General features: G+C 63.5%; 28 protein-coding genes. 22 read left to right on the top strand and 6 right to left on the bottom strand.

Going from position 1 to position 25,366, the window contains the following annotated elements; all coding sequences use genetic code 11:
• The first annotated feature begins 7 nt into the window (after positions 1-7).
• The 8 genes from LMTR3_RS35390 (at position 8) to LMTR3_RS35355 (ending at position 6,088) form a co-directional block, all read left to right on the top strand.
• Entirely contained in the window at positions 8-493 is a 486-nt protein-coding gene (locus tag LMTR3_RS35390) for a GNAT family N-acetyltransferase (protein ID WP_065749558.1), read from the top strand.
• Positions 493-912, top strand: coding sequence for a HEPN domain-containing protein (locus LMTR3_RS35385; protein WP_084029996.1), 420 nt, complete (start codon positions 493-495; stop codon positions 910-912). The genes LMTR3_RS35390 and LMTR3_RS35385 overlap by 1 nt, the downstream gene beginning before the upstream one ends.
• Positions 891-1,277, top strand: a complete 387-nt coding sequence (locus tag LMTR3_RS35380) for a hypothetical protein (protein ID WP_065749556.1) — start codon at positions 891-893, stop codon at positions 1,275-1,277. The genes LMTR3_RS35385 and LMTR3_RS35380 overlap by 22 nt, the downstream gene beginning before the upstream one ends.
• Positions 1,278-1,287: 10 nt before the next feature.
• A complete protein-coding gene (locus LMTR3_RS35375) occupies positions 1,288-1,812 on the top strand; it encodes a dihydrofolate reductase (protein ID WP_065749555.1) in 525 nt (174 codons plus the stop codon).
• A 171-nt stretch (positions 1,813-1,983) separates the two neighbouring features.
• Entirely contained in the window at positions 1,984-3,123 is a 1,140-nt protein-coding gene (gene hflK / locus LMTR3_RS35370; protein ID WP_065749554.1) for an FtsH protease activity modulator HflK, read from the top strand.
• A complete protein-coding gene (hflC, locus tag LMTR3_RS35365; RefSeq protein WP_065749553.1) occupies positions 3,120-4,028 on the top strand; it encodes a protease modulator HflC in 909 nt (302 codons plus the stop codon). Before hflK ends, hflC begins: the two co-directional genes overlap by 4 nt.
• 98 nt (positions 4,029-4,126) lie before the next feature.
• Positions 4,127-4,327 (top strand): DUF2065 domain-containing protein, encoded by a 201-nt coding sequence (locus LMTR3_RS35360; protein ID WP_028350308.1) that lies wholly within the window; start codon positions 4,127-4,129, stop codon positions 4,325-4,327.
• Positions 4,328-4,582: 255 nt separating this feature from the next.
• Entirely contained in the window at positions 4,583-6,088 is a 1,506-nt protein-coding gene (locus LMTR3_RS35355; RefSeq protein WP_065749552.1) for a Do family serine endopeptidase, read from the top strand.
• A gap of 161 nt (positions 6,089-6,249) precedes the next feature.
• On the opposite strand, the gene serB is transcribed toward LMTR3_RS35355, so the two are convergent.
• The gene (serB, locus tag LMTR3_RS35350; RefSeq protein WP_065749551.1) at positions 6,250-7,155 is read right to left on the bottom strand and encodes a phosphoserine phosphatase SerB; all 906 of its coding nucleotides are present in this window, start codon (positions 7,153-7,155) and stop codon (positions 6,250-6,252) included.
• Here serB and miaA point away from each other — a divergent pair.
• From miaA to ilvC, 8 genes are all read left to right on the top strand, one after another.
• Positions 7,133-8,092, top strand: coding sequence for a tRNA (adenosine(37)-N6)-dimethylallyltransferase MiaA (gene miaA / locus LMTR3_RS35345; RefSeq protein WP_065749550.1), 960 nt, complete (start codon positions 7,133-7,135; stop codon positions 8,090-8,092). The genes serB and miaA overlap by 23 nt on opposite strands.
• A 403-nt stretch (positions 8,093-8,495) precedes the next feature.
• Positions 8,496-10,271, top strand: a complete 1,776-nt coding sequence (locus LMTR3_RS35340; protein ID WP_065749549.1) for an acetolactate synthase 3 large subunit — start codon at positions 8,496-8,498, stop codon at positions 10,269-10,271.
• A gap of 180 nt (positions 10,272-10,451) precedes the next feature.
• On the top strand, positions 10,452-11,438 hold the full coding sequence (locus LMTR3_RS35335; RefSeq protein ID WP_065749548.1) for a threonine dehydratase: 987 nt from the start codon (positions 10,452-10,454) through the stop codon (positions 11,436-11,438).
• 25 nt (positions 11,439-11,463) lie between these two features.
• Entirely contained in the window at positions 11,464-12,006 is a 543-nt protein-coding gene (gene ilvN / locus LMTR3_RS35330) for an acetolactate synthase small subunit (protein WP_028350302.1), read from the top strand.
• Between the two features lie 2 nt (positions 12,007-12,008).
• Entirely contained in the window at positions 12,009-12,704 is a 696-nt protein-coding gene (locus tag LMTR3_RS35325) for a class I SAM-dependent methyltransferase (RefSeq protein ID WP_065749547.1), read from the top strand.
• Between the two features lie 5 nt (positions 12,705-12,709).
• Entirely contained in the window at positions 12,710-13,600 is an 891-nt protein-coding gene (locus tag LMTR3_RS35320; RefSeq protein WP_065749546.1) for an EamA family transporter, read from the top strand.
• 7 nt (positions 13,601-13,607) lie between these two features.
• Complete coding sequence (locus tag LMTR3_RS35315) at positions 13,608-14,210, top strand: LysE family translocator (RefSeq protein WP_065749545.1); 603 nt, start codon at positions 13,608-13,610, stop codon at positions 14,208-14,210.
• 146 nt (positions 14,211-14,356) lie between these two features.
• On the top strand, positions 14,357-15,376 hold the full coding sequence (gene ilvC / locus LMTR3_RS35310) for a ketol-acid reductoisomerase (RefSeq protein ID WP_065749544.1): 1,020 nt from the start codon (positions 14,357-14,359) through the stop codon (positions 15,374-15,376).
• A gap of 556 nt (positions 15,377-15,932) precedes the next feature.
• Here the strand turns inward: ilvC and LMTR3_RS35305 are convergent.
• Positions 15,933-16,367 (bottom strand): PaaI family thioesterase, encoded by a 435-nt coding sequence (locus LMTR3_RS35305; protein ID WP_065749543.1) that lies wholly within the window; start codon positions 16,365-16,367, stop codon positions 15,933-15,935.
• Positions 16,368-16,464: 97 nt separating this feature from the next.
• Here LMTR3_RS35305 and LMTR3_RS35300 point away from each other — a divergent pair, with 97 nt between their 5' ends.
• Entirely contained in the window at positions 16,465-17,301 is an 837-nt protein-coding gene (locus LMTR3_RS35300; RefSeq protein WP_065749542.1) for a LysR family transcriptional regulator, read from the top strand.
• Between the two features lie 95 nt (positions 17,302-17,396).
• Here LMTR3_RS35300 and LMTR3_RS35295 read toward each other — a convergent pair whose 3' ends face one another.
• A complete protein-coding gene (locus LMTR3_RS35295) occupies positions 17,397-18,500 on the bottom strand; it encodes a DUF2336 domain-containing protein (RefSeq protein WP_065749541.1) in 1,104 nt (367 codons plus the stop codon).
• Between the two features lie 106 nt (positions 18,501-18,606).
• Positions 18,607-18,765 carry a hypothetical protein gene (locus LMTR3_RS38850; protein WP_176722063.1) on the bottom strand — a complete coding sequence of 53 codons (159 nt, stop codon included), beginning with the start codon at positions 18,763-18,765 and terminating at the stop codon, positions 18,607-18,609.
• Between the two features lie 188 nt (positions 18,766-18,953).
• Here LMTR3_RS38850 and LMTR3_RS35290 point away from each other — a divergent pair, with 188 nt between their 5' ends.
• The gene (locus LMTR3_RS35290) at positions 18,954-19,805 is read left to right on the top strand and encodes an SDR family oxidoreductase (RefSeq protein ID WP_065749540.1); all 852 of its coding nucleotides are present in this window, start codon (positions 18,954-18,956) and stop codon (positions 19,803-19,805) included.
• Between the two features lie 19 nt (positions 19,806-19,824).
• Positions 19,825-20,064 carry a hypothetical protein gene (locus LMTR3_RS35285; RefSeq protein WP_065749539.1) on the top strand — a complete coding sequence of 80 codons (240 nt, stop codon included), beginning with the start codon at positions 19,825-19,827 and terminating at the stop codon, positions 20,062-20,064.
• Here the strand turns inward: LMTR3_RS35285 and LMTR3_RS35280 are convergent.
• Positions 20,061-20,681 (bottom strand): hypothetical protein, encoded by a 621-nt coding sequence (locus LMTR3_RS35280; RefSeq protein WP_065749538.1) that lies wholly within the window; start codon positions 20,679-20,681, stop codon positions 20,061-20,063. The genes LMTR3_RS35285 and LMTR3_RS35280 overlap by 4 nt on opposite strands.
• 24 nt (positions 20,682-20,705) lie before the next feature.
• Complete coding sequence (locus LMTR3_RS39950) at positions 20,706-20,840, bottom strand: hypothetical protein (RefSeq protein WP_283809350.1); 135 nt, start codon at positions 20,838-20,840, stop codon at positions 20,706-20,708.
• A 45-nt stretch (positions 20,841-20,885) separates the two neighbouring features.
• Here LMTR3_RS39950 and LMTR3_RS35275 point away from each other — a divergent pair, with 45 nt between their 5' ends.
• The 3 genes from LMTR3_RS35275 (at position 20,886) to LMTR3_RS35265 (ending at position 25,257) form a co-directional block, all read left to right on the top strand.
• Entirely contained in the window at positions 20,886-21,575 is a 690-nt protein-coding gene (locus LMTR3_RS35275) for a TetR/AcrR family transcriptional regulator (protein ID WP_065749694.1), read from the top strand.
• A gap of 208 nt (positions 21,576-21,783) precedes the next feature.
• Positions 21,784-23,493: a sulfatase-like hydrolase/transferase gene (locus LMTR3_RS35270; protein WP_065749537.1), complete on the top strand. Its 1,710-nt coding sequence runs from the start codon at positions 21,784-21,786 to the stop codon at positions 23,491-23,493.
• Positions 23,494-23,502: 9 nt separating this feature from the next.
• The gene (locus LMTR3_RS35265; protein WP_084029994.1) at positions 23,503-25,257 is read left to right on the top strand and encodes a sulfatase-like hydrolase/transferase; all 1,755 of its coding nucleotides are present in this window, start codon (positions 23,503-23,505) and stop codon (positions 25,255-25,257) included.
• The last annotated feature ends 109 nt before the right edge of the window (positions 25,258-25,366 follow it).

Below are 25,366 nucleotides of genomic sequence, written 5' to 3'. Positions count from 1 at the left end.
GCATATGATGTCGCTGACGATCCGCCGCGCGCGCCCGGGCGAAGCAGGACTTGTCCTGTCCTTCGTTCGCGAACTCGCCGAATACGAAAAACTGCTGCACGAAGTGGAAGCGACCGAGGCCGGTATCGATGCGGCGCTGTTCGGCGCCAATCCGCGCCTGTTCTGCGAAATCGCCGAGTGGGACGGAGAGCCGGCCGGCTTCGCGGTCTGGTTCGTGAATTTTTCAACCTTCAGTGGTCGCTCCGGCATCTATCTGGAAGATCTGTTCGTCCGCCCGGCGCTGCGCGGTAAGGGAATCGGCAAGGCGCTGCTGGTGCATCTCGCGAAGGCATGCGTGGCAAACGGCTGGTCGCGCTTGCAGTGGGCGGTGCTCGATTGGAATACGCCGTCGATTGAATTCTATAAGTCGCTCGGCGCGGTCTTGATGGACGAGTGGACGGTGTGCCGGATCGGCGGTCCGGCGCTGCGCGCGTTGGCGCAAGGGGAGCGCTGATGGCATCACTTCCCAGAGGAACATTGCAGCGTCTCGCGATCGCCAAGGTCGAGGATGCGCGTCTCCTGTTCGAGAATGATCGTTTTTCAAACTCCTACTATCTGTACGGCTACGGCATCGAGCTGGGTCTGAAGGCCTGCATAGCGCGGCAGATGGTGGCCGAAACCGTGCCAGACAAAGCCGTTTTGCGCGGGTTTCTCGATCATGAGGTGACAAAACTGGTGGGTCTGGCAGGTCTTGCCGAGCTTCTTAAGGCCGAACGTGAAAACCCTGAATTTGACGTTCGCTGGGCCATAGTGAGCGAATGGTCTGTCGAATCCCGATATGATATGATTGACGTTGTGACGGCAACCGCCATGAGAGATGCCGTCGAGAATGCAAAATTTGGGGTCATGACATGGCTGCAGCGGTTCTGGTAGATGCTGATGTCAGTATGGGTCGTGAGCTCGTCCGAATTCTTGACGAAGCCAGCTTTCCCGTGACTGGCGCGGCCTGGATCTTCTTTCCTGATGTGGAGGAGTGGCGGCTCGTTATCCGTACCCCCAAAGCAGAGAAGAACTTGCAGCAGGCTTTGCTTGAAATAGCCGTCGCTCTCGACAACCGAGGCGATCTGAGGAGACGGCTCGACCTGTCAAGAGTAAAACTCGTTCCACCCGCGGATAAGATGCTTGCTGCAATGGGTAGTGTCGTTAGGGCAGATGGCATCTCGACGATCCGTTTCAGTCGAAACGTCGTCAATGGCGTGCTCATAGACGACGCGTTGATATATCGGCTGGCTGCATGATTTGGATGGAATGAACGCCGTTCCTGAAATCGTTCTCATCGTCGCGGTCGCCGAGAACGGCGTGATCGGAGCCAGGGGCGCCATTCCGTGGCGGCTGAAATCCGACATGGCGCGCTTCAAGGCGCTGACCTCGGGTAAACCTGTCGTCATGGGCCGCAAGACCTTCGTCTCGATCGGCCGGCCGCTTCCCGGACGGACCAATATCGTCGTCACCCGCGACGCTGGTTTTCGCGCCGATGGCGTGGTGGTTACCCATTCCTTCGCCAATGCGAAGGCGATCGCCACCGGCGATGCACTGCGACGTTTCGCCACTGAGATCGCCGTGATCGGCGGGGCGGAAATCTACGCGCAATGGATGGACAGCGCCGATCGCCTGGAGATTACCGAGGTGCATGCCCAGCCCGACGGCGATACGCGTTTCCCGGCAGTCGATGCAACCGCATGGGAAGAGGTGGCGCGCGTGCGGAATCCGGCCGGTCCGGACGATAGTGCCAATTTCTCCTATGTGACATTTCGTCGGCGCCGACAGGGTTAACCTCGCTAACCAATGTTTACATTGACAATTATGGCGTCAGGCATAGCTGCTTGATGCAGGAAGCTTGCGTTGTAAGGGACCTAGCGGTCCCCTATAAAGCCGGGCTGATAGGCGAGGCTGGGCATCCTGCCCAAAACAGGCGGACCCGGGCCTTCGCGGAGGAGAGTTTGCATGCCGTGGAAGAATCAAGGTGGGGGTCCATGGGGCCCGGGTCCGAAGGGACCGTGGGGTTCGGGTCCGCAGTCGGGCGGGCCGAGGCCACCCGATCTTGAGGATTTGCTGCGGCGCGGCCAGGACAAGCTGCAGCAGCTTCTGCCGGGCGGCTATTTCAGCGGCATGGGCATCGCGCTGGTGCTGGCCGGCGCGCTGGTGATCTGGGGATTGTCCGGATTTTTCCGCGTCCAGTCGGAAGAACTCGGCGTCGTCTTGCGCTTCGGCAAGCACGTGCGCACCGTCGAGCCCGGGCTGAACTATCATCTGCCCTATCCGATCGAAACCGTGCTGCTACCGAAGGCGTTGCGCGTCTCCACCATTTCGATCGGCATGAGCCTGATCGAGGATCCGGCGCGGCGCGGCCGCACCGCGCGGGACGTGCCGGAAGAAAGCCTGATGCTGACCGGCGACGAAAACATCGTCGACGTCGATTTCACGGTGTTGTGGCGCATCAAGCCCAACGGCGTCGGCAACTTCCTCTTCAACATCCAGAATCCCGAAGGCACCGTGAAGGCGGTGGCCGAAAGCGCGATGCGCGAGGTGATCGGGCGTTCGCAGATCCAACCGATCCTCACCGGCGCCCGCAACCTGACCGAACAGGCGGTTCACGAACTGATGCAGAAGACACTGGATACCTACGGTTCCGGCGTCCAGATCACCCAGGTGCAGATGCAGAAGGTCGATCCGCCCGCCCAGGTGATCGACTCGTTCCGCGACGTGCAGGCTGCGCGCGCCGACTTCGAGCGGCTGCAGAACGAGGCCCAGACCTATGCCAACCGCGTTATCCCTGATGCGCGCGGCCGCGCCGCGCAGATCCTGCAGGTCGCCGAAGGTTACAAGGAACAGGCGGTCGCCGAGGCCGTGGGCCAGAGCGCACGCTTCACGAAGGTGTACGAGGAATACAACAAGGCCAAGGACGTGACGCGACAGCGAATTTATCTGGAGACGATGGAGCGGATTCTCGGCGGGTCCGAGAAGCTGGTCTATGACGGCGGCAATTCGGCACAGAGCATCGTGCCGTATCTGCCGCTCAGCGAATTGACGCCGCGGCGCCCGCCGCCGACAGCGGGTCAGCAGCAGAGCGGAGGCACGCGATGAGGTCTCCGGTTGCAGGTATTGTCACCCTGATCCTGCTGTTAGCCGTGGTGATCGTAGGCTACAGCTCGATCTTCACGGTATCGCAGACCGAGCAGGCGCTCGTGGTCCGGCTCGGCCGGCCGGTCGACGTCGTGTCCGAGCCGGGCCTGAACTTCAAGGCGCCGTTCATCGATACCGTCATCAGCATCGACAAGCGCATCCTCGATCTGGAAAATCCGTCCCAGGAAGTCATTGCTTCCGACCAGAAACGGCTCGTGGTCGACGCCTTCGCCCGCTACCGGATCAAGAACCCGCTGCGCTTCTATCAGAGCATCGGCTCGATCCAGGCCGCCAACATCCAGCTCACCACGTTGCTGAACGCGGCGCTGCGCCGCGTGCTGGGCGAGGTCAACTTCATTACTGTGGTGCGCGACGAACGCGACAACCTGATGACGCGCATCCGCGAGCAGCTCGACCGGGAGGCCGATCAGTACGGCATCCAGTTGGTCGACGTGCGTATCCGCCGCGCCGATCTGCCCGAGGCCAACAGCCAGGCGGTCTATCAGCGCATGCAGACCGAGCGGCAGCGCGAGGCGGCGGAGTTCCGCGCCCAGGGCGGGCAGAAGGCGCAGGAGATCCGCTCGAAGGCCGACCGCGAGGCCACCGTCATCATTGCGGAGGCCAACTCGACGGCCGAGCAGACGCGCGGCGCGGGTGACGCCGAGCGCAACCGCCTGTTCGCCGAGGCCTATGGCCGGGATCCGGATTTCTTCGCCTTCTATCGTTCGATGTCGGCCTATGAGACCGGGCTGCGCTCCAACGACACCCGTTTCCTGCTGCGGCCCGATTCCGAGTTCTTCCGCTTCTTCGCCAATCCGTCGGGCCATCCGGCGGCGGCCGCCGCGGCCGCGGCGCCGAAGCCCTAAACGGCCGGCCCACACAATACGCATGTTACGGCGAAGCGGGGGCCGCTTCGCCGGCACAAAAGCAAGAAGGCGCTTGAATAGCGGGGGGATGCCATCCGATGAGGTCCATTGCGTTCGCCGACTTCCTCATCGGTGTGGGCATCCTCTTTGTGCTTGAAGGCCTGATGTTCGCAGCCAGCCCGGCCTGGATGCGCCGGGCGATGAAAAGCGCATTGGCGACGCCGGACAATATCCTGCGGATCGTCGGCATCGTCTCGGCGGTCGTCGGCCTGCTTCTGATCTGGTTCGTGCGGCGGTAAGGTTCCTCCGTCATTCCCCGATGCGCAATTGCGCATCGGGGAATCTCGAGATTCTCAGATGTGCAAATGCACATCTGAGTTTGCTTCGCGCCCCGGAATGACGGTAACCAACGGCCGCAACTAGCTCTGGCGCCAACGAAATCGTGAGCCGCGAGCGGCCCGTTTTTCGCCGGAATGTCAGGCGCAGATGCTTGCGCCTAGGACCCATTCGGGCGCACTGTGGGCCCAAATTTGAGCCTTTGGAGACGAGCCGACATGACCGGTGCCAAACCCGCCTTGACCAGTCGCCTGCGCCTGATGGGGATTGCGATCTCGCTCGGTGCCGCCAGCATGCTGGCTTCAGTGCCGGCTAGTGCGCGCGGGCCGGACGGTATCGCCGACATTGCCGAGAAAGTGATCGACTCCGTCGTCAATATTTCGACCTCGCAGAGCGTCGACGCCAAGAGCGGCAGGGATGCGATGCCGCAACTACCACCGGGCTCGCCGTTCGAGGAATTTTTTGACGACTTCTTCAAGAACCGGCGCGGCGCCGTGCCCAAGGGCGGCGACAAGAGCGGCGAAATGCAGCCGCCGCGCAAGACCAATTCGCTCGGCTCCGGTTTCATCGTCGATGCCGCCGGCGTCGTCGTCACCAACAATCACGTCATCGCGGATGCCGACGAGATCAACTTGATCATGAACGACGGCACCAAGATCAAGGCCGAACTGGTCGGCGTCGACAAGAAGACCGACATTGCGGTCTTGAAGTTCAAGCCGGTGAAGCCGGTGACCGCGGTGAAGTTCGGCGATTCCGACAAGCTGCGGCTCGGCGAATGGGTGATTGCGATCGGCAATCCGTTCAGCCTTGGCGGTTCGGTCACGGCCGGTATCGTGTCGGCGCGCAACCGCGACATCAGCCAGGGGCCGTACGACAGCTACATCCAGACCGATGCCTCCATCAACCGCGGCAATTCCGGCGGGCCGCTGTTCAACCTCGAAGGCGAAGTGGTCGGCGTCAACACGCTGATCATCTCGCCGACCGGCGGTTCGATCGGCCTCGGCTTCGCGGTGCCGTCGAAGACGGTGGCCGCCGTAGTTGATCAGCTCCGGCAGTTCGGCGAATTGCGCCGCGGCTGGCTCGGCGTGCGGATCCAGCAGGTTACCGAGGAGATCGCCGAAAGCCTCAACATCAAGCCCGCTCGCGGCGCGCTGGTCGCCGGCATCGACGACAAGGGGCCGGCCAAGCCTGCCGGCATCGAGCCCGGAGATGTCGTCGTCAAGTTCGACGGCAAGGACGTCAAGGACCCGAAGGATCTCTCCCGCGTCGTCGCCGATACCGCCGTCGGCAAGGAAGTCGACGTGGTCATCATCCGCAAGGGCAACGAGGAAACCCGCAAGGTTACGCTCGGCCGCCTCGAGGATACTGAAAAGGTGCAGCAGGCCGCCGCCAAGACCAAGGAAGACCCTGTCGAGAAGCCGGTGACGCAAAAGGCGCTCGGCCTCGATCTTGCCGCGCTGAGCAAGGACCTGCGCACGAAGTACAAGATCAAGGAGAGCGTGAAAGGCGTCATCATCACCGGTGTCGACGGCTCCTCCGACGCCGCCGACAAGCGGCTCTCCGCCGGCGACGTCATCGTCGAGGTGGCGCAGGAAGCGGTCGCGAGCGCCGCCGACATCAAGAAGCGCGTCGATCAGCTCAAGAAGGACGGCAAGAAATCGGTGCTGCTGCTGGTGTCGAACGGCGAGGGCGAATTGCGGTTCGTGGCACTCGGCGTGCAGTAATAGTTCACGTACTGGCTGATCCGAAAAACACTGCCGTCCCTGCGAACGCAGGGACCCATAACCACCAGCGCGGATTGTATCAAAGGCAGCTGGCCCCATCGCATCATGGATGGGCCGCGGCGTATGGGTCCCTGCGTTCGCAGGGACGACGCAAGTAATCCCTATCCCCCCACAAACTCCTCGCGCCGGTAGCCCTGTGCATAGAGCAGCGCGGTGAGGTCGCCATAGTCGATCCGCGCGGCGGCAGCGGCGGCCACTGCCGGTTTGGCGTGGTAGGCGACGCCTAGCCCCGCCGCCTGGATCATGCCGAGGTCGTTGGCGCCGTCACCGGCGACCAGCGTATCGATCTCGTCGAGATCGAAGGATTCGCGAAGCTCGATCAGCGTAGCCAGTTTGGCGGCGCGGCCGAGGATCGGCTCGGCAACCTCGCCGCTGAATTTGCCGTCCCGCACCTTCAACTCGTTGGCGCGGTTTTCCTGGAAGCCGATCTTGGCCGCGACCGCATGGGTGAACAGCGTGAAGCCGCCGGAGATCAGGCAGGTCCAGGCGCCGTTGGCGCGCATGGTGGAAACCAGCTCGCGGCCTCCCGGCGTCGGCGTGATGCGCTTTGCCAGGACTTCATCGACCACGCCGACCGGCAGGTCCTTCAGGAGCGCAACACGCTCGCGCAGCGCCGGCTCGAACTCGATCTCGCCGCGCATCGCGCGCTCGGTGATGCCTGCGACATGCGCCTTCAGCCCCGCGAAGTCGGCCAGCTCGTCGATGCATTCCTGGCCGATCATGGTGGAGTCCATGTCGGCGAGAAAAAGCTTCTTGCGCCTGAACGCGGCTGGCTGCACGACAATGTCGATCGGCAGGTCACCGCGCGCCAGTTGCAGGCGAGCTTCGATCGCCTTGATCCCGTCCGGGCTCTTGACCTGGCTGTCGAAGGGAATGTCGACTGCCACCTCGTCGAACAGCCATTGCGCCGTTCCCGGCGATGGGAGAACGGCCAGCGCGCCGTCGACGATGGTGGAGTCGAGCGCGGGATTGGCCGGATTGCAGATGAGGGTGGCGACCAGGGACATGCAGGTGTTTCAGCTAGATTTGAGCAAGGCCGTGCTTATCGCAGGGCCGACCGCCAGCGGCAAGTCGGCCCTGGCGCTCGAGTTGGCGCAAAAGACCGGCGGCGTCGTCATCAACACCGATTCCATGCAGGTCTACCGCGATCTCCGCATCATTACGGCGCGGCCGACGCCGGAGGAGGAGGCGCGCGTGCCGCACCGGCTCTACGGCCATGTCGACGCGTCGGTCAATTTCTCGGCCGGAGCGTGGGTGACGGATGCTGGAAAGGTGCTCGCAGAGGCGCGCGCGGAAAAGCGGCTGCTAATCTTCGTCGGCGGGTCCGGCCTCTATTTCAAGGCATTGACGGGCGGTCTCTCTGCCGTGCCGCCGATCCCGGCCGTGGTGCGCGAAGCCGTACGCGCCCGGCTGGAACGCGACGGCGTCGAAGCGCTGCACACTGAGCTGGCGCGGCGCGATCCCGTCTCCGCCGAACGCCTGAAGCCGCGCGACCGCATCCGGATTGCCCGCGCCCTGGAAGTCGTGGAAGCCACCGGCCGCGCACTGCCGGACTGGCATCGCGAGGGCCTGCCGCCGCTGCTGCCTCGGAGCGAGTTCTCGGCGCTGTTCCTCGCGCCCGAGCGTGAAAAACTTTACGCGCGGATCGATGCGCGATTCGGCACGATGCTGGCCGCCGGCGCGCTGGACGAGGTCGCCGCGCTCGCCGCGCGAAAGCTCGATCCCCTGCTTCCTGCGATGAAGGCCCATGGCGTGCCGGCGCTGATCCGGCACCTCCGGGGTGAAATCACGCGCGAGGAGGCCGCCGAAATCGGCCGCGCCGACACCCGCCATTACGCCAAGCGGCAATTCACCTGGTTCCGGCATCAACTGCCGGAGTTCGAATGGGTGACGCCGGAGGCGGCGAGGGGGTGGGTTGCCGCTGTCATTCCGGGGCGCTCGTGAAACGAGCGAACCCGGAATCTCGAGATTCCGGGTTCGCGCTTTCGCGCGCCCCGGAATGACAGCGGAGGATTGAGGCGGCCCCCGCATGGCTGCACGCATAAAATTCCCCCTCGCCGAATGCCCGGAACACCGCTACACTGCCTAAATCGCGCCCGAGAGCGTCCGTCCCTTGACTTCCGGGGGCCGAACGGTATAACCCGCGCAACCTTTGGCAAGTCCGAGCCGCAAAATGCGTAACATTATTACCAAACTCCTTATCGTCGTCGTACCCAGGCACACCGCCGGGGATGGCTAGCGGCCATCCAAATTCAGGCGGTGTGCATGGGGCCTCTCGGGCCCTTTTTTATTTCCCAAAGCAGACAACCGAAAGAAGTCGCGCCGACAAGCGCATCCGGAGCAGATCATGACCGACAAGAGCAACGACCCCAATCAGATGACCGGCGCCGCGATGATCGTGCGCGCGCTCATCGATCACGGCGTCCAGCACATCTTCGGCTATCCCGGCGGCGCGGTGCTTCCGATCTATGACGAGATTTTCCAGCAGAGCGACGTCGAGCACATCTTGGTGCGGCACGAGCAGGGCGCGGGCCATGCGGCCGAGGGCTACGCGCGCTCGACCGGCAGGCCGGGCGTGGTGCTGGTGACGTCGGGCCCAGGCGCCACCAACATGGTGACGCCGCTGACGGATGCGCTGATGGATTCGATCCCGCTGGTCTGCATCACCGGCCAGGTCCCCACCCATCTGATCGGCAACGACGCGTTCCAGGAATGCGACACCGTCGGCATCACCCGTCCCTGCACCAAGCACAACTGGCTGGTGCGCGACGTCAACGATCTGGCCAAGGTGCTGCACGAGGCGTTCTATGTTGCGACCACGGGCCGTCCCGGACCCGTCGTGGTCGACGTGCCCAAGGACGTGCAGTTTGCGGTCGGCACCTATCATCCGCCGCGCAAGTCCGACGTGCATGTGTCCTATACCCCGCGGGTGAAAGGCGATGCGGCACAGATCCGAAAAGCGGTGGCGCTGTTGGCTGCCGCCAAGCGCCCGGTGATCTATTCCGGCGGCGGCGTCATCAATGCCGGACCCGAGGCCTCGAAGCTGCTGCGTGAGCTCGTGGATGTCACCGGCTTTCCGATCACATCGACCCTGATGGGCCTCGGCGCCTATCCGGCCACGGGGAAGAATTGGCTCGGCATGCTCGGCATGCACGGCACCTACGAGGCCAACATGACGATGCATGGTTGCGACGTCATGCTGTGCGTCGGCGCCCGCTTTGACGACCGCATCACCGGCCGGACTGACGCGTTCTCGCCGGGTTCGAAGAAGATCCATATCGATATCGATCCGTCCTCGATCAACAAGAACATCCACGTCGACGTGCCGATCATCGGCGACGCCGGCAACGTGCTCGGCGATTTACTGCAGGTGTTCAAGGCGGAAGCGAAGAAGCCGGATATCAAGGCGTGGTGGCAGGAGATCGCCAAATGGCGCGCGCGCAATTCGCTCGCCTACAAGAAAAGCAATGACGTGATCCTGCCGCAATACGCGATCCAGAAGCTGTTCGAGGCGACGCGCGGCCACGACACCTACATCACCACCGAGGTCGGCCAGCACCAGATGTGGGCGGCGCAGTTCTTCGGCTTTGAAGAGCCGCACCGCTGGATGACGTCGGGCGGACTCGGCACGATGGGCTATGGCCTGCCGGCCGCGCTCGGCGTGCAAGTCGCGCATCCCGACAGCCTCGTGATCGACATCGCCGGCGATGCGTCGGTGCAGATGACGATGCAGGAGATGTCGACGGCGGTTCAGTTTGAGCTGCCGATCAAGATCTTCATCCTGAACAACCAGTACATGGGCATGGTGCGGCAGTGGCAGCAGCTCCTGCACGGCAACCGGTTGTCGCATTCTTACTCCGAGGCGCTGCCGGATTTCGTCAAGCTCGCGGACGCCTTCGGATGCGTCGGCATCCAGGCGATCAAGCCCGGCGATCTGGACGGCGCGCTCAAGGAGATGATCAAGGTCAAGCGCCCGGTGCTGTTCGATTGCCGCGTCGCCGCGCTGGAAAACTGCTTCCCGATGATTCCGTCCGGCAAGGCGCACAACGAAATGCTGCTGCCGGCGGAAGCAACCGATGAAGCCACCGCCGCGGCGTTTGCCGGCGGCAAGGCGCTGGTGTGAGGATGCGAGGTACAAATTCCGCTGTCATCGCCCGGCGAAAGCGCGAAGCGCGTCTTCACGCAGAAGTCCGGGCGATCCAGTACGCCGGGGCGTCTTCGTTCATCTCGGACGCCTTTGGAATACTGGATCCCCGCGTTCGCGGGGATGACAACAACGAGGGAAGATCGACGGAAGACCAAAATGTTTGACCTCGCCGAACTCGAACGCGCGCACGAGATCGTGGGGCAGGCGGTGCCGCCGACAGCGGCGCATGCTTGGCCGCTGCTCAGCGAACGGCTGGGGACGCGCGTCGTGGTCAAGCACGAGAACCACACGCCGATCGGCGCATTCAAGGTGCGCGGTGGGCTGGTCTATCTCGACCGGCTGAAGCGGGAGCGGCCGAACATATCGGGGATCATTTCCGCGACGCGCGGCAATCACGGGCAGAGCCTTGCCTTTGCAGCTTCCCGCCACGGCGTGCCGGCCGTGATTTACGTGCCGAAGGGCAATTCGGTCGAGAAGAACCGCGCCATGCGCGCGTTCGGCGCCGAACTGGTCGAGCACGGCGAGGATTTTCAGGCGGCCGCCGAAGAAGCCCAGCGCCGTGCCCAGTTCGCCGGCCTTCATATGGTGCCGTCGTTCCATCCGGATCTGGTGCTCGGCGTCGCTACCTACGCGCTCGAACTGTTCCGGACGGCGCCCGACCTCGACATTCTCTATGTGCCGATCGGGCAGGGCTCGGGCATCTCCGGCTGCATCATGGCGCGTGATCTGCTCGGGCTGAAAACCGAAATCGTCGGCGTGCAGTCGACCGAAGCGCCGTCCTACGCACTGTCGTTTGCGGCTGGCACGGTAGTGACCACCGAAACCAGCAACACGCTGGCGGACGGCATGGCGACGCGCATTCCCGATCCGGACGCATTCGCCATCATCCGCAAGGGCGCCGCGCGCATCGTGCAGGTGACCGACGGCGAGGTCGCAGCCGCCGTCCGCGCCTACTGGACCGACACGCACAACCTCGCCGAAGGCGCCGGCGCAGCCCCGCTGGCGGCCGCGCTGCAGGAAAAGCAGAAGCTCGCCGGCAAGCGGGTCGGCCTGATCCTCAGCGGCGGCAATATCGATTTCGATCTGTTTCGAAAATGGATCGGTACGGATGCCACTACAGCCGCCCAACGGGCGATGGCGTGACGAGAGGACATGTAAGGGGACCACCATGAACCAGCCCGCATCCGCCTACTTCCTGGAAGAGCGCCACGATCCCAACGAGACGCATACGCTCTCGGTGCTGGTGCAGAACGAGCCCGGCGTGCTCGCGCGCGTGATCGGCCTGTTTTCGGGGCGTGGCTACAACATCGACAGTCTCACCGTCTCCGAGACCGAGAGCCACAAACATCTCTCGCGCATCACCATCGTCACGACGGGCACGCCGACGGTGATCGAGCAGATCAAGCACCAGCTCGACCGCATGATCCCGGTCTATCGTGTCGTCGACATGACGATTACCGGCCGCTCGATCGAGCGGGAACTCGCCATGGTGAAGGTGCGTGGCCGCGGCGACAGCCGGGTCGAGGCGCTGCGGCTGGCGGATGCATTCCGTGCCCGCGTGATCGACGCCACGACCGAGAGCTTTGTGTTCGAGATCACAGGCAATTCATCCAAGATCAGTCAATTTATCGACCTGATGCGCCCGCTCGGCCTTGTCGAGGTGGCGCGCACTGGCGTTGCCGCGATCGGGCGCGGACCTGAGGGGATGTGAACATGCTGGCGCGTGACTGGTATTACACTCAAAGGCGGCGCCTCGGGCTCGATTCGGCGGTCGCCTCGATCTACGACCGGCATGACGACAGCGACGATCGCGCACGGGCCGCGCTCACCATGCTCGGCGTGCAGCGCGGCTGGCGCGTGGCCGATATCGGTTGCGGCAACGGTGTACTGGCCTGCGAAGCGGCGTTGATGGGGGCCGAGGTCGACGCAATAGATATTTCGCCGGCGATGCTGGCGCTCGCCAATATCCAGGCCCGCGACCGCAAGGTTGCGATCCGCACCCAGCCGGCAGGGTTGCTGAGCTTTGCCTACCAGCCCGATTCCTACGACCTGATCGTCAGTGAATTCACGCTGCACCATTTGCCGGATTTCTGGAAGGCGGTGGCGCTGGCGAGGATCTATGCCGCGCTGAAGCCCGGCGCGAATTTCTACCTGCGCGACATCGTATTCGTCAGCATGCCCGACGGCACCGAGCGCGATGTCGAGCAGTGGGCCGATTTCACCATCAAGAACCACGATTTCCAGCGCGAAGGCGTGGTCACCCACATGCGCGACGAGTACTCGACCTTCGGCTGGGTGATCGAGCGCATGCTGACTGATATCGGCTTCACGCTGGAATCGATCGACTACCACGCGCCGCTGCACGGCACCTATATCCTGCGCAAACCAAAGCCGGATCAACAGAGCTAGAAAAAATGAACCCGGCCGATGTTTGCATCGCCGTGCTGGTAGCGGTGATCTGGGGGCTTGCTTTCGTGGCCAGCCGGATCGCGCTCGACGAGTTTTCGCCGGAATTGATGACGACGCTGCGCTTTTCCATCGCGGCCTTGCCCTGCCTGTTCGTGGCGCGGCCCAAGGTTTCCTGGACCGTGCTGGCCGCGATCAGCTTCACGCTGTTCCTCGGCCAGTTTCTCGCCCAGGCTTTTGCCATTGCGCACGGCGTTCCGGTCGGTCTCTCCAGCGTGATCGTGCAGAGCCAGGCGCTGTTCACGATCGGCTTTGCCGCGCTGTTGTTTCGCGAGCGGCCGAGCGCGGGGCAGGCAGTCGGCATTGCTATCGCCACCGCAGGCCTGCTGATGATCTGCGGCACCGTCGGTTACGATTTCAGCGTCAGCGCCTTCGCGATCTTGATGATCTCGCCGCTCAGCTTCGCGGCCGGCAACCTGCTGCTGCGGCATGCGCAGGGCGTGCCGATGTTCGACCTGTTCGCGTGGCTGTGCCTGGTTGCCGCGGTTCCGCTGTTTGCGCTGACGCTGGTCAGCAACGGCCCGAAGCCGACCTGGTATGCGCTGACGCACATGTCGCTGACCGGCCTGATGTGCATGATCGGCCTGGGTAGTATCTCGACCAGCATCGCCTACTGGCTGTGGGGCCGGCTGCTGCGGGATTATCCGGCGGCGCAGGTTGTGCCGTTCGCGCTGTTGGTGCCGTTCGTCGGTTCCGCCGCATCGAGCGTCGTGTTCGGCGAGACGTTCGGGCCACTACGGCTTGCCGGCATGGTCACCGTGGTCGGCGGCATTGCCATCATGTTGCTGTCCAAACCTACCAAGGCTTCAGAAAAACAAGTTCTGCCAAAGATCGCATGAGGCCCCCATGTCGCAATCGCTGCTGATCGCCTTCATCATGTTCGCCACCGTGATGTTCTTCACGCCGGGACCGAACAACATCATGCTGCTGTCGTCGGGGCTCACCTACGGCTTCCGCCCGACCATCCCGCACATCATGGGGATCACGGTGGGTTTTGCCTTCATGGTCGGCGCGGTCGGTCTCGGGCTCGGGACCATCTTCATCGCCTATCCGGTGCTGCAGACCATCCTGAAATATGCCGGCGTGGCCTACCTGATCTATCTGGCCTGGGCGATTGCGATGTCCGAGCCGCCGTCCGCGGATCAGGACAGCCGGGGTCGTCCGATGACGTTCTGGGGCGCGGCGATGTTCCAGTGGGTCAACGCCAAGGGCTGGGTCATGGTGATCGGCACCATCACCGCCTATGCGGCGATCGCCGCCTATCCCTGGAATATCGCGATCCAGGTCGGCTTAAGCCTGCTCCTGGGCATCCTGTCCTGCACGGCCTGGGCCCTGTTCGGCACCGCCCTGCGGCCGATACTGACCTCCCGCCGGGCGGTGCGCGCCTTCAACATCGTGATGGCGGTGCTGCTCCTGGCCTCGCTCTACCCGGTCTTCATGGACGCATGATGCCGCACCGGGCCATGCATAAACGGGTTTCCCCTTCGAGGGAAAATGCTCTAGACAACGCCGGAAATTCGCGGGCGACCGGCGGTCCCATCTGTCCAAATGCCTGATTAACCGGCCCTTTTTGGCCATCGATTGAGGAAACGACCATGCGTGTTTATTACGATCGCGACGCCGACCTGAACCTGATCAAGGGCAAAAAGGTCGTCATCGTCGGCTATGGCAGCCAGGGCCACGCCCATGCGCTGAACCTGAAGGACTCCGGCGTCAAGGAAGTGGCGATTGCGCTGCGCAAGGGCTCGGCCTCGGCCAAGAAGGCTGAAGCCGCCGGCTTCAAGGTGATGGAAGTCGCCGAGGCCGCCAAATGGGCCGACCTCGTGATGATGCTGACCCCGGACGAACTGCAGGGCGACATCTACCGCGAGCACCTGCACGACAACATGAAGAAGGGCGCGGCGCTGGTATTCGCGCACGGCCTCAACGTCCATTTCAACCTGCTCGATCCCCGCGCCGACCTCGACGTGCTGATGATCGCCCCGAAGGGCCCCGGCCATACCGTGCGCTCGGAATATCAGCGCGGGGGCGGCGTGCCCTGCCTGATCGCGATCGCCAAGGACGTCTCCGGCAATGCCCATGACCTGGGCTTGAGCTATGCCTCGGCGATCGGCGGCGGCCGCGCTGGCATCATCGAGACCACGTTCAAGGAAGAGTGCGAGACCGACCTGTTCGGCGAGCAGGTGGTGCTCTGCGGCGGCTTGGTCGAGTTGATCAAGGGCGGCTACGAGACGCTGGTCGAAGCCGGCTACGCGCCGGAGATGGCCTATTTCGAGTGCCTGCACGAGGTGAAGCTGATCGTCGACCTGATCTATGAAGGCGGCATCGCCAACATGAACTACTCGATCTCCAACACCGCCGAGTACGGTGAATACGTCACCGGCCCGCGTATCGTCACCGACGAGACCAAGAAGGAGATGAAGCGCGTTCTCAACGACATCCAGTCCGGCAAGTTCGCCCGCGACTGGATGCTGGAGAACAAGGTCAACCAGACCTCGTTCAAGGCGACCCGCGCCAAGCTCGCCGAGCACCCGATCGAGGAAGTCGGCGCAAAACTCCGCGACATGATGCCGTGGATCAAGAAGGGCGCGCTGGTGGACAAGACGAAGAACTGAGCGCGAAAAAAAGGGTAGGGTGGGCAAAGCGCAGCGTGCCCACCATGCAGGGTGATCAAGTGGATAGGTGGTGGGCACGGTGCAGAGCGCCTTTGCCCACCCTGCGGTACCGCGTCCGGGACGCGAGAGCAGTGGCCGGTTCGATGCACTACCGGCATACCAAATTTTAAGTCTTGATCGTCAATATGCGGCGAGATCGCACAAGCGGTCTCGCCGTTCTTGAAGGATTGATGCTTCAAGCACATTCTTCAATGCGTAGCGCCGAGCGCACCAGCAGAGCCGAAACGAAGAACTGACGCTTCATGCACATTCTTCGGCAGAGCGCAGCTCAACAACTACATTAGCGACGGAAACGTCAGCGTTTACCGAGTCGAAGCACGGTTGCTTAATGTGCAATCTCGCCCGCCAAACGAGATTGCGTTCGCTAGATAGCAGCGACAGCGGCGGCTTTCGCCATTCCGAACATTTCATGTGCCGGATCAGCGGGCCCTCGCGCGGCCTCGCGATGCACGTTCCGTCACCGGAACGCACCGCAGTCTCCAGCCTCGCGTGGCTTTTATTTGGCCGGGAAGTCGACGCCGCGAAGCGTCACGATCGCCACCGCACACGGCGTCTCCGTCCCGTCGGACCGCGACGCCACGTCGACATGCGCCACGCCAATCGTGCTTCCGACCTGGATTGCGCGGGCACGCGCGATCAGCTTCTCCCCCTTTGCCGGAGCCAGATAGCTGACCTGGAGGTTGACGGTCACCGCGAACCGGCCGGGCGGCATGGCCGTGGTGACGGCCCCGCCGCCGGCATGGTCCGCCAGCCCGGCAACGACGCCGCCGTGAAAGAAGCCGTTCATCTGTAAGAGATTGTCGTTCTTCGCCAGCGACATCTCCACAAAACCGGGCTCTGCGCTCTCGACCTTGGTACCGACCGCCTTGGTATAGCCGGGGGCATTGGTGACCTTTTCGACCAGTTCGCGGATGGCGTTGTCCGTGCTCATACGATCTCCCGGCTGTTTTGCCGGCATATGTTCGGGCCAGGGACCGGCTTAGGCAATCGCGATTGCTCCGATATCAAGCCATAGATATTGTCTATAGATGGATCTGAAGCAGATCAGGTATTTCGTAGCTGTCGCCGAGGCGGGCAGCTTCAGCGCCGGCGCGCGCCGGGCGTTCGTCACCCAACCAACGCTGTCGGCCGCGATAGCTTCCCTCGAAGCCGAGCTGGGATTCGTACTGCTGGAGCGTCATGCGCGTGGCGTGAGGCTCACGCCGAAGGGCGAAGAGGTGCTGGAGATCTCGCGATCGATTTTGCGCCAGGCTGAACGGCTCAAGGCGGCGTCCGGCGGCAGGCCGTCGGGCAGGCCGCTGCGGCTTGGAATTCTGCCGACGATTGCTCCGGCATTCGTGGCGCAATGCATCGAGCGGTTGCGGGCGCTGGAGCCGGGAAGGCCATGGCGGACCGAGGATGCGCCGCTTGCCAAACTGCAGGAGCGGCTCGCCAACGGCCGCTACGACATCATCCTGACCGCGCTCGGTTCGGCGGCCCGCGGCCATCGGCAACTGGAACTGACGGCAGACCGGCAGGCGCTGGCCGTCTCCACACGCGCATTTCCCCGCGGACCCGTCTCCCCGGAAATACTGGCGGGCCAGCCTTTGATCGTGCGCGTGCATTGCGAGCAGTTGCAGTCTGCATCGCGGATTCTCGATGCGTGGAAGGTACGGCCGACAGTGGTCGCGCAGACCGACAGCGATGCGCGGGCGCTCGCAATGGTGGCGGCCGGCCTTGGCTTCTGTCTGATGCCGGACAGTTTCGAACATCCCGAAGTCCGGATGCTCCGGCCCGAGGGCGTCGAGCTGACCCGGCGGCTTGGCTTCGAATGGGTCAGAGGCGGCGGAGACGGCTGGCTGGATCGCGCGCTGGATGGTCGGTGATCGGCTGGCAACGCGTGTCTTGGGAGTTCGCCTAAAAAGCGCATGGCCGGGACAAGCCCGGCCATGACTGGAAACAGTGGATACCAAGCCGGACTTCAGTTTGTCCGGATGATCGGTTCCTTCTCGATCCTGTTGTGCAACTGCCAGAAGCGCACGGTGCGCTGGGCCGTCTCCATCGACAGTTTTCGGTAGTCGCGCTGCGCGATGTCCAGCGTCTGCTCGTTGATCGGATGCGCCGGGCGGTTGCGCAGGATCGACTCGACCGTTGGCCAGTTCAGCCGCGCCGAGCGGCAGGGAATCAGGATCAGGTCGGCGCGCGGCCCTTCCATCAGCTTCGCCGTCATCTCGACCGGCATGTCGTTGAGGACGGCAAGCGCGACCGTCACTTCGTCGAACTTGTTCGACTCCGCGAATTTGTACACCGCCGCGTCGTCGAGCTCGTTCAACCCCTTCATCAGCTTCACCAGTTCCTCGGCGACTCCGAAGCTCCGGCCCGGTGGCGGGGCCTCGCGGGCGATCTCGTTCAGAACCCGTTTGATCTCTTCCTGGACTGCGGGAGGCGCGATGGCCAGAAGCCTCGCGCGAACGGTCTCCTTGGCGCGGCGCAACAGGTCCGCAATGAACTTTGCCGGGAAATCGGAGCGCAAGCCGAGGATTTCCACCAGTTCGTCGTCCGCGCCGGCGCGGGCAACGATCGTGGAAAAGCCCTGGTCGGAAAACTTGGCGCCGGCATTGTTGGCGAGTTTGCGGATCACCTGGCCTTCGCCGCGGTCGACGATGACGTCGGTGACGGCGGCGGGCAGTTCGGCGCGGCCGGAAATGGCGAGCAGGTGATCCTGTCCCTTGCTGCTGGCGATCTCGACCAGCACATCGGTGCCGAGCCGGCTGGAATGGGCCAGCACGTTGCCGGCGACCTCGATCTCGTCGTCCCAGGCGAGATGCTGGATGACTTCGAACGGAGCGTAGTCGAGCGGCGCCAGCCGCTTGGAAAGTTCGGCCTTAGCCCGCGTCTCGACGCGCGCGATCAGGAGGCAGAGCACGTCGTCGAAGACCTTGACCTGGTCGTCGCTGAGGCGTTCTCCGTCATGGAGGAAGAGATCGGTGACCTGCCGCAGGGTCTCCACCCGCTTGGCGGATGAACCGCCTCTGACGGCATCTTCAAGTTCGGCAATGATCGAGTGCGCCGGCTGTTGCACCATTGTGGGCAGCCTGTCTGTTGTTGAAGGGTTCGCGCCCACAATGGCCGGCGGAGCCTTACACCTGCGTTAAAGGCGGGGACCCAGTAGAATCCAGATCGACTGTATCTCAATCGGGCAATGCATCGGCCGCGGTTGTTGCGGACAGACGCATGTTGAAGCACGCCGCGCATTGCATACACTGCGTTCCGAATTGCTTTACCAATCCGATCGGGACGTATGCCGCGATTTCGCGCGATAAATCGCCGATGTCGAACCGATCGGCCATCTGCCGCCGCTTCCGGTATTCCGGTCCGGCTGCTATCCTCACCAAACCGTTCCCGGGAAAATTCGAAAGCAATCTGCCGAACAGGACGCCGTCAAGGCGGGCTACAGCCGCGGAGGAAGCTTACGAAGCCATTGCTTAAGCATTCCTTCACGACGAACTTCATTAAACCTCTTACTAGGGCTTAGCTCATGAGATCTGTTGTCATCACCGGCGCGTCCACCGGCATCGGCTGGGCCAGTGCGAAGCTCTTGCTCGACCGCGGCTTCCGCGTGTTCGGCAGCGTGCGCAAGCAGGCTGATGCCGACCGCCTCAAAGCTGAGTTCGGGACGAACTTCACGCCGCTGATCTTCGATGTCACCGATGAAGCCGCGGTGCTGGCGGCGGCGCGCGAGGTCCGGGGCGCCCTCAGCGGCGAAACGCTCGCCGGCCTCGTCAACAATGCCGGCATTGCCGTCGCAGGTCCCGTGCTCGAACTCGCCGCTGACGAATTCCGCCGCCAGATGGAGGTCAATTTCATCGGCCCGATCATTGCCACCCAGGCATTCGGGCCGCTGCTCGGCTCCGATCCGGCCCTGAAGGGGCCGAAGGGGCGGATCGTGATGATCTCCTCGGTCTCCGGCAAGAGCGGCAGCCCGATGACGTCAGCCTATGCCGCCTCCAAGCATGCGATCGAGGGACTGTCGGAGAGCCTGCGCCGCGAACTGATGCTGTTTGGAATCGACGTCATCATCATTGCGCCGGGCGCGGTAAAAACGCCGATCTGGAGCAAGGCCGAGGAGATCGATATCTCCGCCTACAAGAACTCGCCGTATTTCCCGGCGCTGGAGAAAATCCGCGCCTTCATGCTGAGCCTTGGCGCGACCGGATTGCCGGCCGAGACAATTGCCGAAAAGGTGTTCGGGGCATTGACGCTGCCGAACCCCAAGGTGCGCTACATGATCGCGCCGGATCCGATGCGCCAGTTCATGGCGGCGGTGTTGCCCAAGCGCACCCTCGACAGGATCATCGCCAAACGCCTCGGGCTGACGCCGCAGGGATGAGCAAAGGCACCGGCCACCAGTGACGACAGGAAAGAGCAGAGCCGAGCTGACGCAGATCGCCGACGCGGCGCTTCGCAGCCAACCGGGATGCGAAACCGCGTCCGTCCCCGCCGTGCGCGCGCTTCCCAACATCCGCGAGGGGCGCAACTGGGAAATCCCCAACGTCGTTCTCGGCGACAGCCTGATCAGCGACGTCGACCGCGCCGTCATGTCGGTGCACCGCCGTCTCGGACGGAGGTTTTACCTGAAGGGCGACTAGCCCGCCCGCAGCGTCTGGTTCTGCGGCCTCGGCGCCATCGCGATCATCCGCAGCGCGAACACCGCCACCAATGGAATCAGGAACAGCGCGTAGAGCGGCATGTCGGGAATCCGCTTGCCGAACGACACCATGAACTGGAACAGCAAATAGTAGCCGCCCACGAGATGCAGCCGGCGCCAGGCGCGTGCGCCGATCGCAGTCGCCGTGCGGTCGAACGAGGTCGCGGCCATCGCGACGATGAAGGCATAGCCGATGCCGCCGAAGATGTAGGACGCGATCGAGGTCGCCGCTGCATAGCCTATCGGGTCCATCACGGCGAAGGCCAGGATGGCGACTGCGTGGATGGCGTGCGAGGCCGCAAAGCTGACGCCGAGATAGCGGCGGTTGCGGCGCAGCCATCGCGTCCACGCGTTCGGCCATAACAGCGCCAGCGCGGCGGCCGCGAAGGCGAGGCAGAACAGTAACAGCGAGGTGCGCGCGGTGAAGCGGATCACCATGCGCACGCCGTCGACCTCGAAGCCGCGCATGCCGGCGATCCAGATGCTCATGGCCAGCAGCGTCAGCGCGAGCAGGGCGAATAGCCGCCAGCCTTCGAACCATTTTTGATGTGTCGGCATGTTTTGCTCCCCCTGATTGCTCCGTCATTGCGAGCGAAGCGAAGCAATCCATTTCTTCGTTCTTGCCGCGGCGAGATGGATTGCTTCGCTTGCGCTCGCAATGACGTGGATGGTGATGTAATCACCAGTTACATGCACCCAGCGGATCAGGTCAACCATGTAATCAATGCTTACATTCACGACCTGGTGATGGTAGGAGAGGGCATGCGTCCGTCAGCCAAGCCTTCCGCCGCCAAATCCTCCACCACCAAGCCGCGCCGCCGCGTTGCGCGCGCGGCCGCGCCAAAACCCTATCACCATGGCGACCTCCGGCGCGTCCTGATCGATGCCGCGCTGCAACTGGTCGGCGAGGGCGGGGCGGAGGCGGTCAGCGTCCGGGAGGCCGCCCGCCGGGCCGGCGTGTCGCCGGGGGCGCCGTTCCGGCATTTTCCGAGCCGCGACGCCCTGATCCAGGCGGTGGCAGAGGAGGCGCAGCGGCAGTTCCGGGCCGAGATCGAGGCGGCGCTTGCCGCGGCACCGGCCGGCGATCCGCTCGGCCGCTTTCGCTGCCTCGGGCTCGCGTATCTGCGCTGGGCGATGCGTAACCCGACCCATTTCGAAATCATTTCCAGCCGCCGCTTGTTCGATCACGACCGGGCGGCCGCCATCTCCAGCGACAATGCCGAACTGATCGCGCTGACCGAGCAGACGCTGGCCGAAGCCTTTGCGGCGGGCCAGCTCCGCAGCGCCGACCTCAAGCAGGTTCAGATCGCCGGCCGGGCGTTGGTCTATGGTTTTGCCCGGATGAATATCGACGGCCATTTTCCGCGCTGGGGCGTGGCCGGCCCCGAGGCCGAGCGGACCGCCGAGGCGGTGCTGGATCTCTTCATCGAGGGGATCGCGAAGCGGAGCTGACTCACTCCGGCATTCCGAGATGGTGAACACTCCGAAGCGGTCCCCGTATTCGCCCCGACGTAGTTCGCCCGAGGGCAAATTCATTGCCTGTTCATGACGATTCCACTACGTTTTTGTGACACGGCTCAGGTTCCGGATGGGTCGTGCGTCTCCTGGTCGTCGCCAGCCAAGGCTTTGTATTGCGCCGGGTCATGTTGCGTTCCTCCCCATGGCGCCCGCGCCAAATCCTGGGCCCTCCGCCACCACCCTTGCTGCCGGCCTTGCCGCGATCGGCTTCTGGCGGCTTTCGGCCGTTGCTGCGCCGCACATATCGGCGCTGGCGTTCCTGCTGCACACCGAAACCGATTTCGGCGGCCGCATGGGTTTTGCCCTGGCCTGGGGCATTCTGAACTTCTTCTTTGTTGCGCTGCTGCGGCGCCCCGCGCTGTCCGGCGCGCTGTCGCTGACGCTGGTCGTGCTGCTGGTGTTGCTGTCGCGGCTCAAGCACGACGTCGTGCAGATGACCGCGAACTTCGTCGACCTGATGGTGATCGACCGCGACACGGCGGCGTATCTGTTCACGATCTTTCCGAACTTGCGCTGGAGCGTGGTCGGCGCATCCCTCGTCATCCTGCCGCTGATGTACGCGTTGTGGTGGCTCGATCCGTTTCGCATCCGCCGCCTGCCGGCCACTGCCGGCCTGCTGGCCTGTCTCGCAAGCCTGGCCGGTTATTCCATCGCCTGGCCCGATGAAGCCTGGCGCGGCTATTACGACGACGGTTATCTCTCCAAATTCGCCCGCTCGGGCGTGACCGCGGTTTCCGACTTCGTCAATTACGGTTTTATGGAATCGGAAGCCGTGACCGCCGAGCGGCTGAAGGTGCCGCTGGTCGATTCCTGCCATGTGGCCGGTCGCCGCCCGCACATCATCATGATCCATGACGAGTCGAGCTTCGACATCCGCCAGGCCGCCGGCGTCAAGGTGCCGCCAGGCTATGGCAGCCATTTCAAGTCCTTTGACGGCCGCGAGCGCAAGTTCATGGCCGAGAGCAGCGGCGGCGCAAGCTGGATGGCCGAGTACAACGTGCTCGCCGGCCTGTCGTCGCGGTCGTTCGGCCGCTTCTCCTATTTCGTCACCCGCATCGCCTCGGGCCGGGTCGAGCGCGGATTGCCGCTGGCGCTGCGCCGCTGCGGCTACAACACCATCTCGCTCTATCCGGCCTACGGCGCCTTCATGAGCGCGCGTGGCTTCCAGACCTCCACCGGCATCCAGCACTTTTACGACGCACGCGCGCTCGGCGCGAAGGGCATCGAGCCCGACAGCTTCTTCTACGACAAGGCCGTGAATCTGATCGCCGAGCAGCCGGCCAACACGCCGCTGTTCACCTTCGTCTATCTCGCCGCCAACCATTTCCCCTGGGAAACCAAATTCCGTCCCGACCTGCTGCCGTCCTGGCGCGCGCCCGGCAACGAGCGCGTCGTCGACGAATATCTGCGCCGCCAGACATTGAGCGCCGGGGATTATGCGGCGTTCGTCGCCAGCCTGAAAAAGAAGTTCCCGGCGCAGCCATTCCTGATCGTCCGCTACGGCGACCACCAGCCGGAGTTTTCCTCGAACCTGCTCGATCCCGGGCTGGATGAAGCCAGGGTCGCCCGCAAGTTCGATACCCACGACCCGCGTTACTTCACCACCTATTACGCGATCGACGCCGTCAACTTCGAGCCGGTGAAGAGTTCCGCGATCATGGACACGATCGACGCGCCCTATCTGCCGCTGGTGATCCAGGAGGCCGCGGGCATTCCGCTCGACCCTTCGTTCAAGGAGCAAAAGAACATCATGCTCCGCTGCAACGGTGTATTCTATGCCTGCAAAGATGGCGCCGAGGCGCGCAGGTTCAACCGGTTATTGATCGACGCAGGTTTCATCAAAGGGCTCTAGAGACGAGAAATGTCGACCGCCGCTGAACGGGGGATGAGCGAAAGCATCCGCGCGGAATCGCGCGGCGCTCGTTTCTTTGTCCCGGCTGGCCTGATTATCGCCGTCCATCTGGCGGGGCTCGTGGTCCTGCTCGCCAGCGAATACGGGCCGTTTGCGATCGCGCTGGCCGTGCTGGCGTGGGTTTTCGTGAACTGCTTCCTGCTGCTCGTGCTGCAGCGGCCCGGCGTCTGCGCAGCGATTGCAGTGACCCTCATCGTGATCCTGATCGAGCTGTCACGCTTCAAATTCGGCATCCTGCAGCTCACCCTGACGTTCCTCGACTTCCTGATCATCGACCGTGATACGTTTTCGTTTCTGCTCTCGGTGTTTCCGCGATTGCAGACGCAGTTGATCGTGGCCGGGATCGTTGCCGTGCCGCTGTTGTGGCTGGTCTGGCGTTTCGATCCGTTCCGGGTGCGGCGCCGCCTGGCGTTGATCGGTCTGGCCGCGAGCATTGCATCGATATCGGCGATGTCGGTCGCATGGCCCGAGCAGCCGTGGGAACCGTTCCAGGGCATCAACCACATTTCCAATCTTGCGCGCTCGGGCGTGGTGGCGGTGTCGCGGCTGGCTTCGACGGGATGGATCGACGCCGATCCGCCGGCAAACGCCCCGCTTCGCCTCGCACGGGAAGCGCGCGCCGCCGGCCTTTCGGCGCTGCCGCCCGAGGCTGCCTGCGATGCCGACGCAAAGCGGCCGCACATTATCATGCTGCTCGACGAGTCGAGCTTCGACGTCACGTCCGCGCCAGGCATCAAGGTGCCGGTGGGATATGCCGACTACTTCAAGTCCATCGACGGCAAGCAGCGCACCATGATGGCGGAGGCGACCGGCGGTCCGACCTGGTACACCGAGTTCAACGTGTTGACGGGCCTCTCGGCGCGGTCGTTCGGCGATCTCAAGTTCTACGTGACGAGGATAACCGCGGGTCGCGTGACCCGTGGACTGCCACAGGCGCTGCGGAACTGCGGGTACAAGACCTTCTCGCTCTATCCGACCTATGGCAACTTCCTTGGCGCGCGCACCTTCCAGAAGGGAGCCGGCGTCGGCCATTTCGTCGACATGGCGGATATGGGCGTGAACCAGGACATGCAGCCCGACAAGTTCTATTTCGATCAGGCGCTGAAGGTGTTTGCGCGCGAGCAGCCTCAGCAGGCGCCAGTCTTCATGTTCGTCTACCTCACGGCCAACCATTTTCCCTGGACCGACGTCTACCGGCCCGATCTGACGCCGCCGGGCTGGACGCCGCCGGGCAACACGGCGGAGGTCGATGAATACATTCGCCGTCAGACCATGACGGCCAACGACTATCGCGAATTCACCGCGCGGCTGAAGCGCGACTATCCGGACCAGTCATTCCTGGTGCTGCGTTTCGGCGATCACCAGCCGGCGATCTCGCAAAAGATGCTGGAGCCCGGGATCGATCAGGCGACGCTGGCGAAACGGGTAATGGCCGCCGATCCGCGCTACTTCGCTACCTACTATGCCATCGACGGCATCAACTACCAGCCGCGCAACCTGTCATCGGCACTCGAAACGCTCGACGCGGCGTACATCCCCCTCGTGCTGCAGGAAGCCGCCGGCATCCCGCTCGATCCGACCTTTGCAGAGCAGAAGAGCATCATGCTCCGCTGCAAGGGAGCCTTCTATGACTGCAAGAAAGGCGCGGAGGCGCGCCGGTTCAACCGGCTTCTGATCGACGCCGGCATGATCAAGGGGCTTTGAGGCTCCGTCATTCTCGTAGGGTGGGCAAAGCGCAGCGTGCCCACCATCCTACCGGCCGCGACACTACAAGAAGAACATTTCGCGAGTCTCGCGATCGTCTGGCGAAATT

This window comes from Bradyrhizobium sp. LMTR 3 (assembly GCF_001693485.1).
Classification (GTDB): Bacteria; Pseudomonadota; Alphaproteobacteria; order Rhizobiales; family Xanthobacteraceae; genus Bradyrhizobium.
This window is presented reverse-complemented; position numbering and strand designations above follow the sequence as displayed.

What these genes read in the sequence shown, in the direction of transcription:
- LMTR3_RS35305 (WP_065749543.1), bottom strand. Translation starts at nt 16,367, where the DNA reads ATGAGCACGGACAACGCCATCCGCGAACTGGTCGAAAAGGTCACCAAT.
- LMTR3_RS38850 (WP_176722063.1), bottom strand. Translation starts at nt 18,765, where the DNA reads ATGGCCGATCGGTTCGACATCGGCGATTTATCGCGCGAAATCGCGGCA.
- LMTR3_RS35280 (WP_065749538.1), bottom strand. Translation starts at nt 20,681, where the DNA reads ATGCCGACACATCAAAAATGGTTCGAAGGCTGGCGGCTATTCGCCCTG.
- LMTR3_RS35290 (WP_065749540.1), top strand. Translation starts at nt 18,954, where the DNA reads ATGAGATCTGTTGTCATCACCGGCGCGTCCACCGGCATCGGCTGGGCC.
- LMTR3_RS35360 (WP_028350308.1), top strand. Translation starts at nt 4,127, where the DNA reads ATGAGGTCCATTGCGTTCGCCGACTTCCTCATCGGTGTGGGCATCCTC.
- LMTR3_RS39950 (WP_283809350.1), bottom strand. Translation starts at nt 20,840, where the DNA reads ATGGTTGACCTGATCCGCTGGGTGCATGTAACTGGTGATTACATCACC.
- miaA (WP_065749550.1), top strand. Translation starts at nt 7,133, where the DNA reads ATGAGGGTGGCGACCAGGGACATGCAGGTGTTTCAGCTAGATTTGAGC.
- LMTR3_RS35275 (WP_065749694.1), top strand. Translation starts at nt 20,886, where the DNA reads ATGCGTCCGTCAGCCAAGCCTTCCGCCGCCAAATCCTCCACCACCAAG.
- LMTR3_RS35265 (WP_084029994.1), top strand. Translation starts at nt 23,503, where the DNA reads ATGTCGACCGCCGCTGAACGGGGGATGAGCGAAAGCATCCGCGCGGAA.
- ilvC (WP_065749544.1), top strand. Translation starts at nt 14,357, where the DNA reads ATGCGTGTTTATTACGATCGCGACGCCGACCTGAACCTGATCAAGGGC.
- serB (WP_065749551.1), bottom strand. Translation starts at nt 7,155, where the DNA reads ATGTCCCTGGTCGCCACCCTCATCTGCAATCCGGCCAATCCCGCGCTC.
- LMTR3_RS35385 (WP_084029996.1), top strand. Translation starts at nt 493, where the DNA reads ATGGCATCACTTCCCAGAGGAACATTGCAGCGTCTCGCGATCGCCAAG.
- LMTR3_RS35390 (WP_065749558.1), top strand. Translation starts at nt 8, where the DNA reads ATGTCGCTGACGATCCGCCGCGCGCGCCCGGGCGAAGCAGGACTTGTC.
- LMTR3_RS35270 (WP_065749537.1), top strand. Translation starts at nt 21,784, where the DNA reads ATGGCGCCCGCGCCAAATCCTGGGCCCTCCGCCACCACCCTTGCTGCC.
- LMTR3_RS35355 (WP_065749552.1), top strand. Translation starts at nt 4,583, where the DNA reads ATGACCGGTGCCAAACCCGCCTTGACCAGTCGCCTGCGCCTGATGGGG.
- hflK (WP_065749554.1), top strand. Translation starts at nt 1,984, where the DNA reads ATGCCGTGGAAGAATCAAGGTGGGGGTCCATGGGGCCCGGGTCCGAAG.
- LMTR3_RS35300 (WP_065749542.1), top strand. Translation starts at nt 16,465, where the DNA reads ATGGATCTGAAGCAGATCAGGTATTTCGTAGCTGTCGCCGAGGCGGGC.
- LMTR3_RS35375 (WP_065749555.1), top strand. Translation starts at nt 1,288, where the DNA reads ATGAACGCCGTTCCTGAAATCGTTCTCATCGTCGCGGTCGCCGAGAAC.
- LMTR3_RS35335 (WP_065749548.1), top strand. Translation starts at nt 10,452, where the DNA reads ATGTTTGACCTCGCCGAACTCGAACGCGCGCACGAGATCGTGGGGCAG.
- LMTR3_RS35340 (WP_065749549.1), top strand. Translation starts at nt 8,496, where the DNA reads ATGACCGACAAGAGCAACGACCCCAATCAGATGACCGGCGCCGCGATG.
- LMTR3_RS35380 (WP_065749556.1), top strand. Translation starts at nt 891, where the DNA reads ATGGCTGCAGCGGTTCTGGTAGATGCTGATGTCAGTATGGGTCGTGAG.
- LMTR3_RS35320 (WP_065749546.1), top strand. Translation starts at nt 12,710, where the DNA reads ATGAACCCGGCCGATGTTTGCATCGCCGTGCTGGTAGCGGTGATCTGG.
- LMTR3_RS35315 (WP_065749545.1), top strand. Translation starts at nt 13,608, where the DNA reads ATGTCGCAATCGCTGCTGATCGCCTTCATCATGTTCGCCACCGTGATG.
- ilvN (WP_028350302.1), top strand. Translation starts at nt 11,464, where the DNA reads ATGAACCAGCCCGCATCCGCCTACTTCCTGGAAGAGCGCCACGATCCC.
- hflC (WP_065749553.1), top strand. Translation starts at nt 3,120, where the DNA reads ATGAGGTCTCCGGTTGCAGGTATTGTCACCCTGATCCTGCTGTTAGCC.
- LMTR3_RS35295 (WP_065749541.1), bottom strand. Translation starts at nt 18,500, where the DNA reads ATGGTGCAACAGCCGGCGCACTCGATCATTGCCGAACTTGAAGATGCC.
- LMTR3_RS35325 (WP_065749547.1), top strand. Translation starts at nt 12,009, where the DNA reads ATGCTGGCGCGTGACTGGTATTACACTCAAAGGCGGCGCCTCGGGCTC.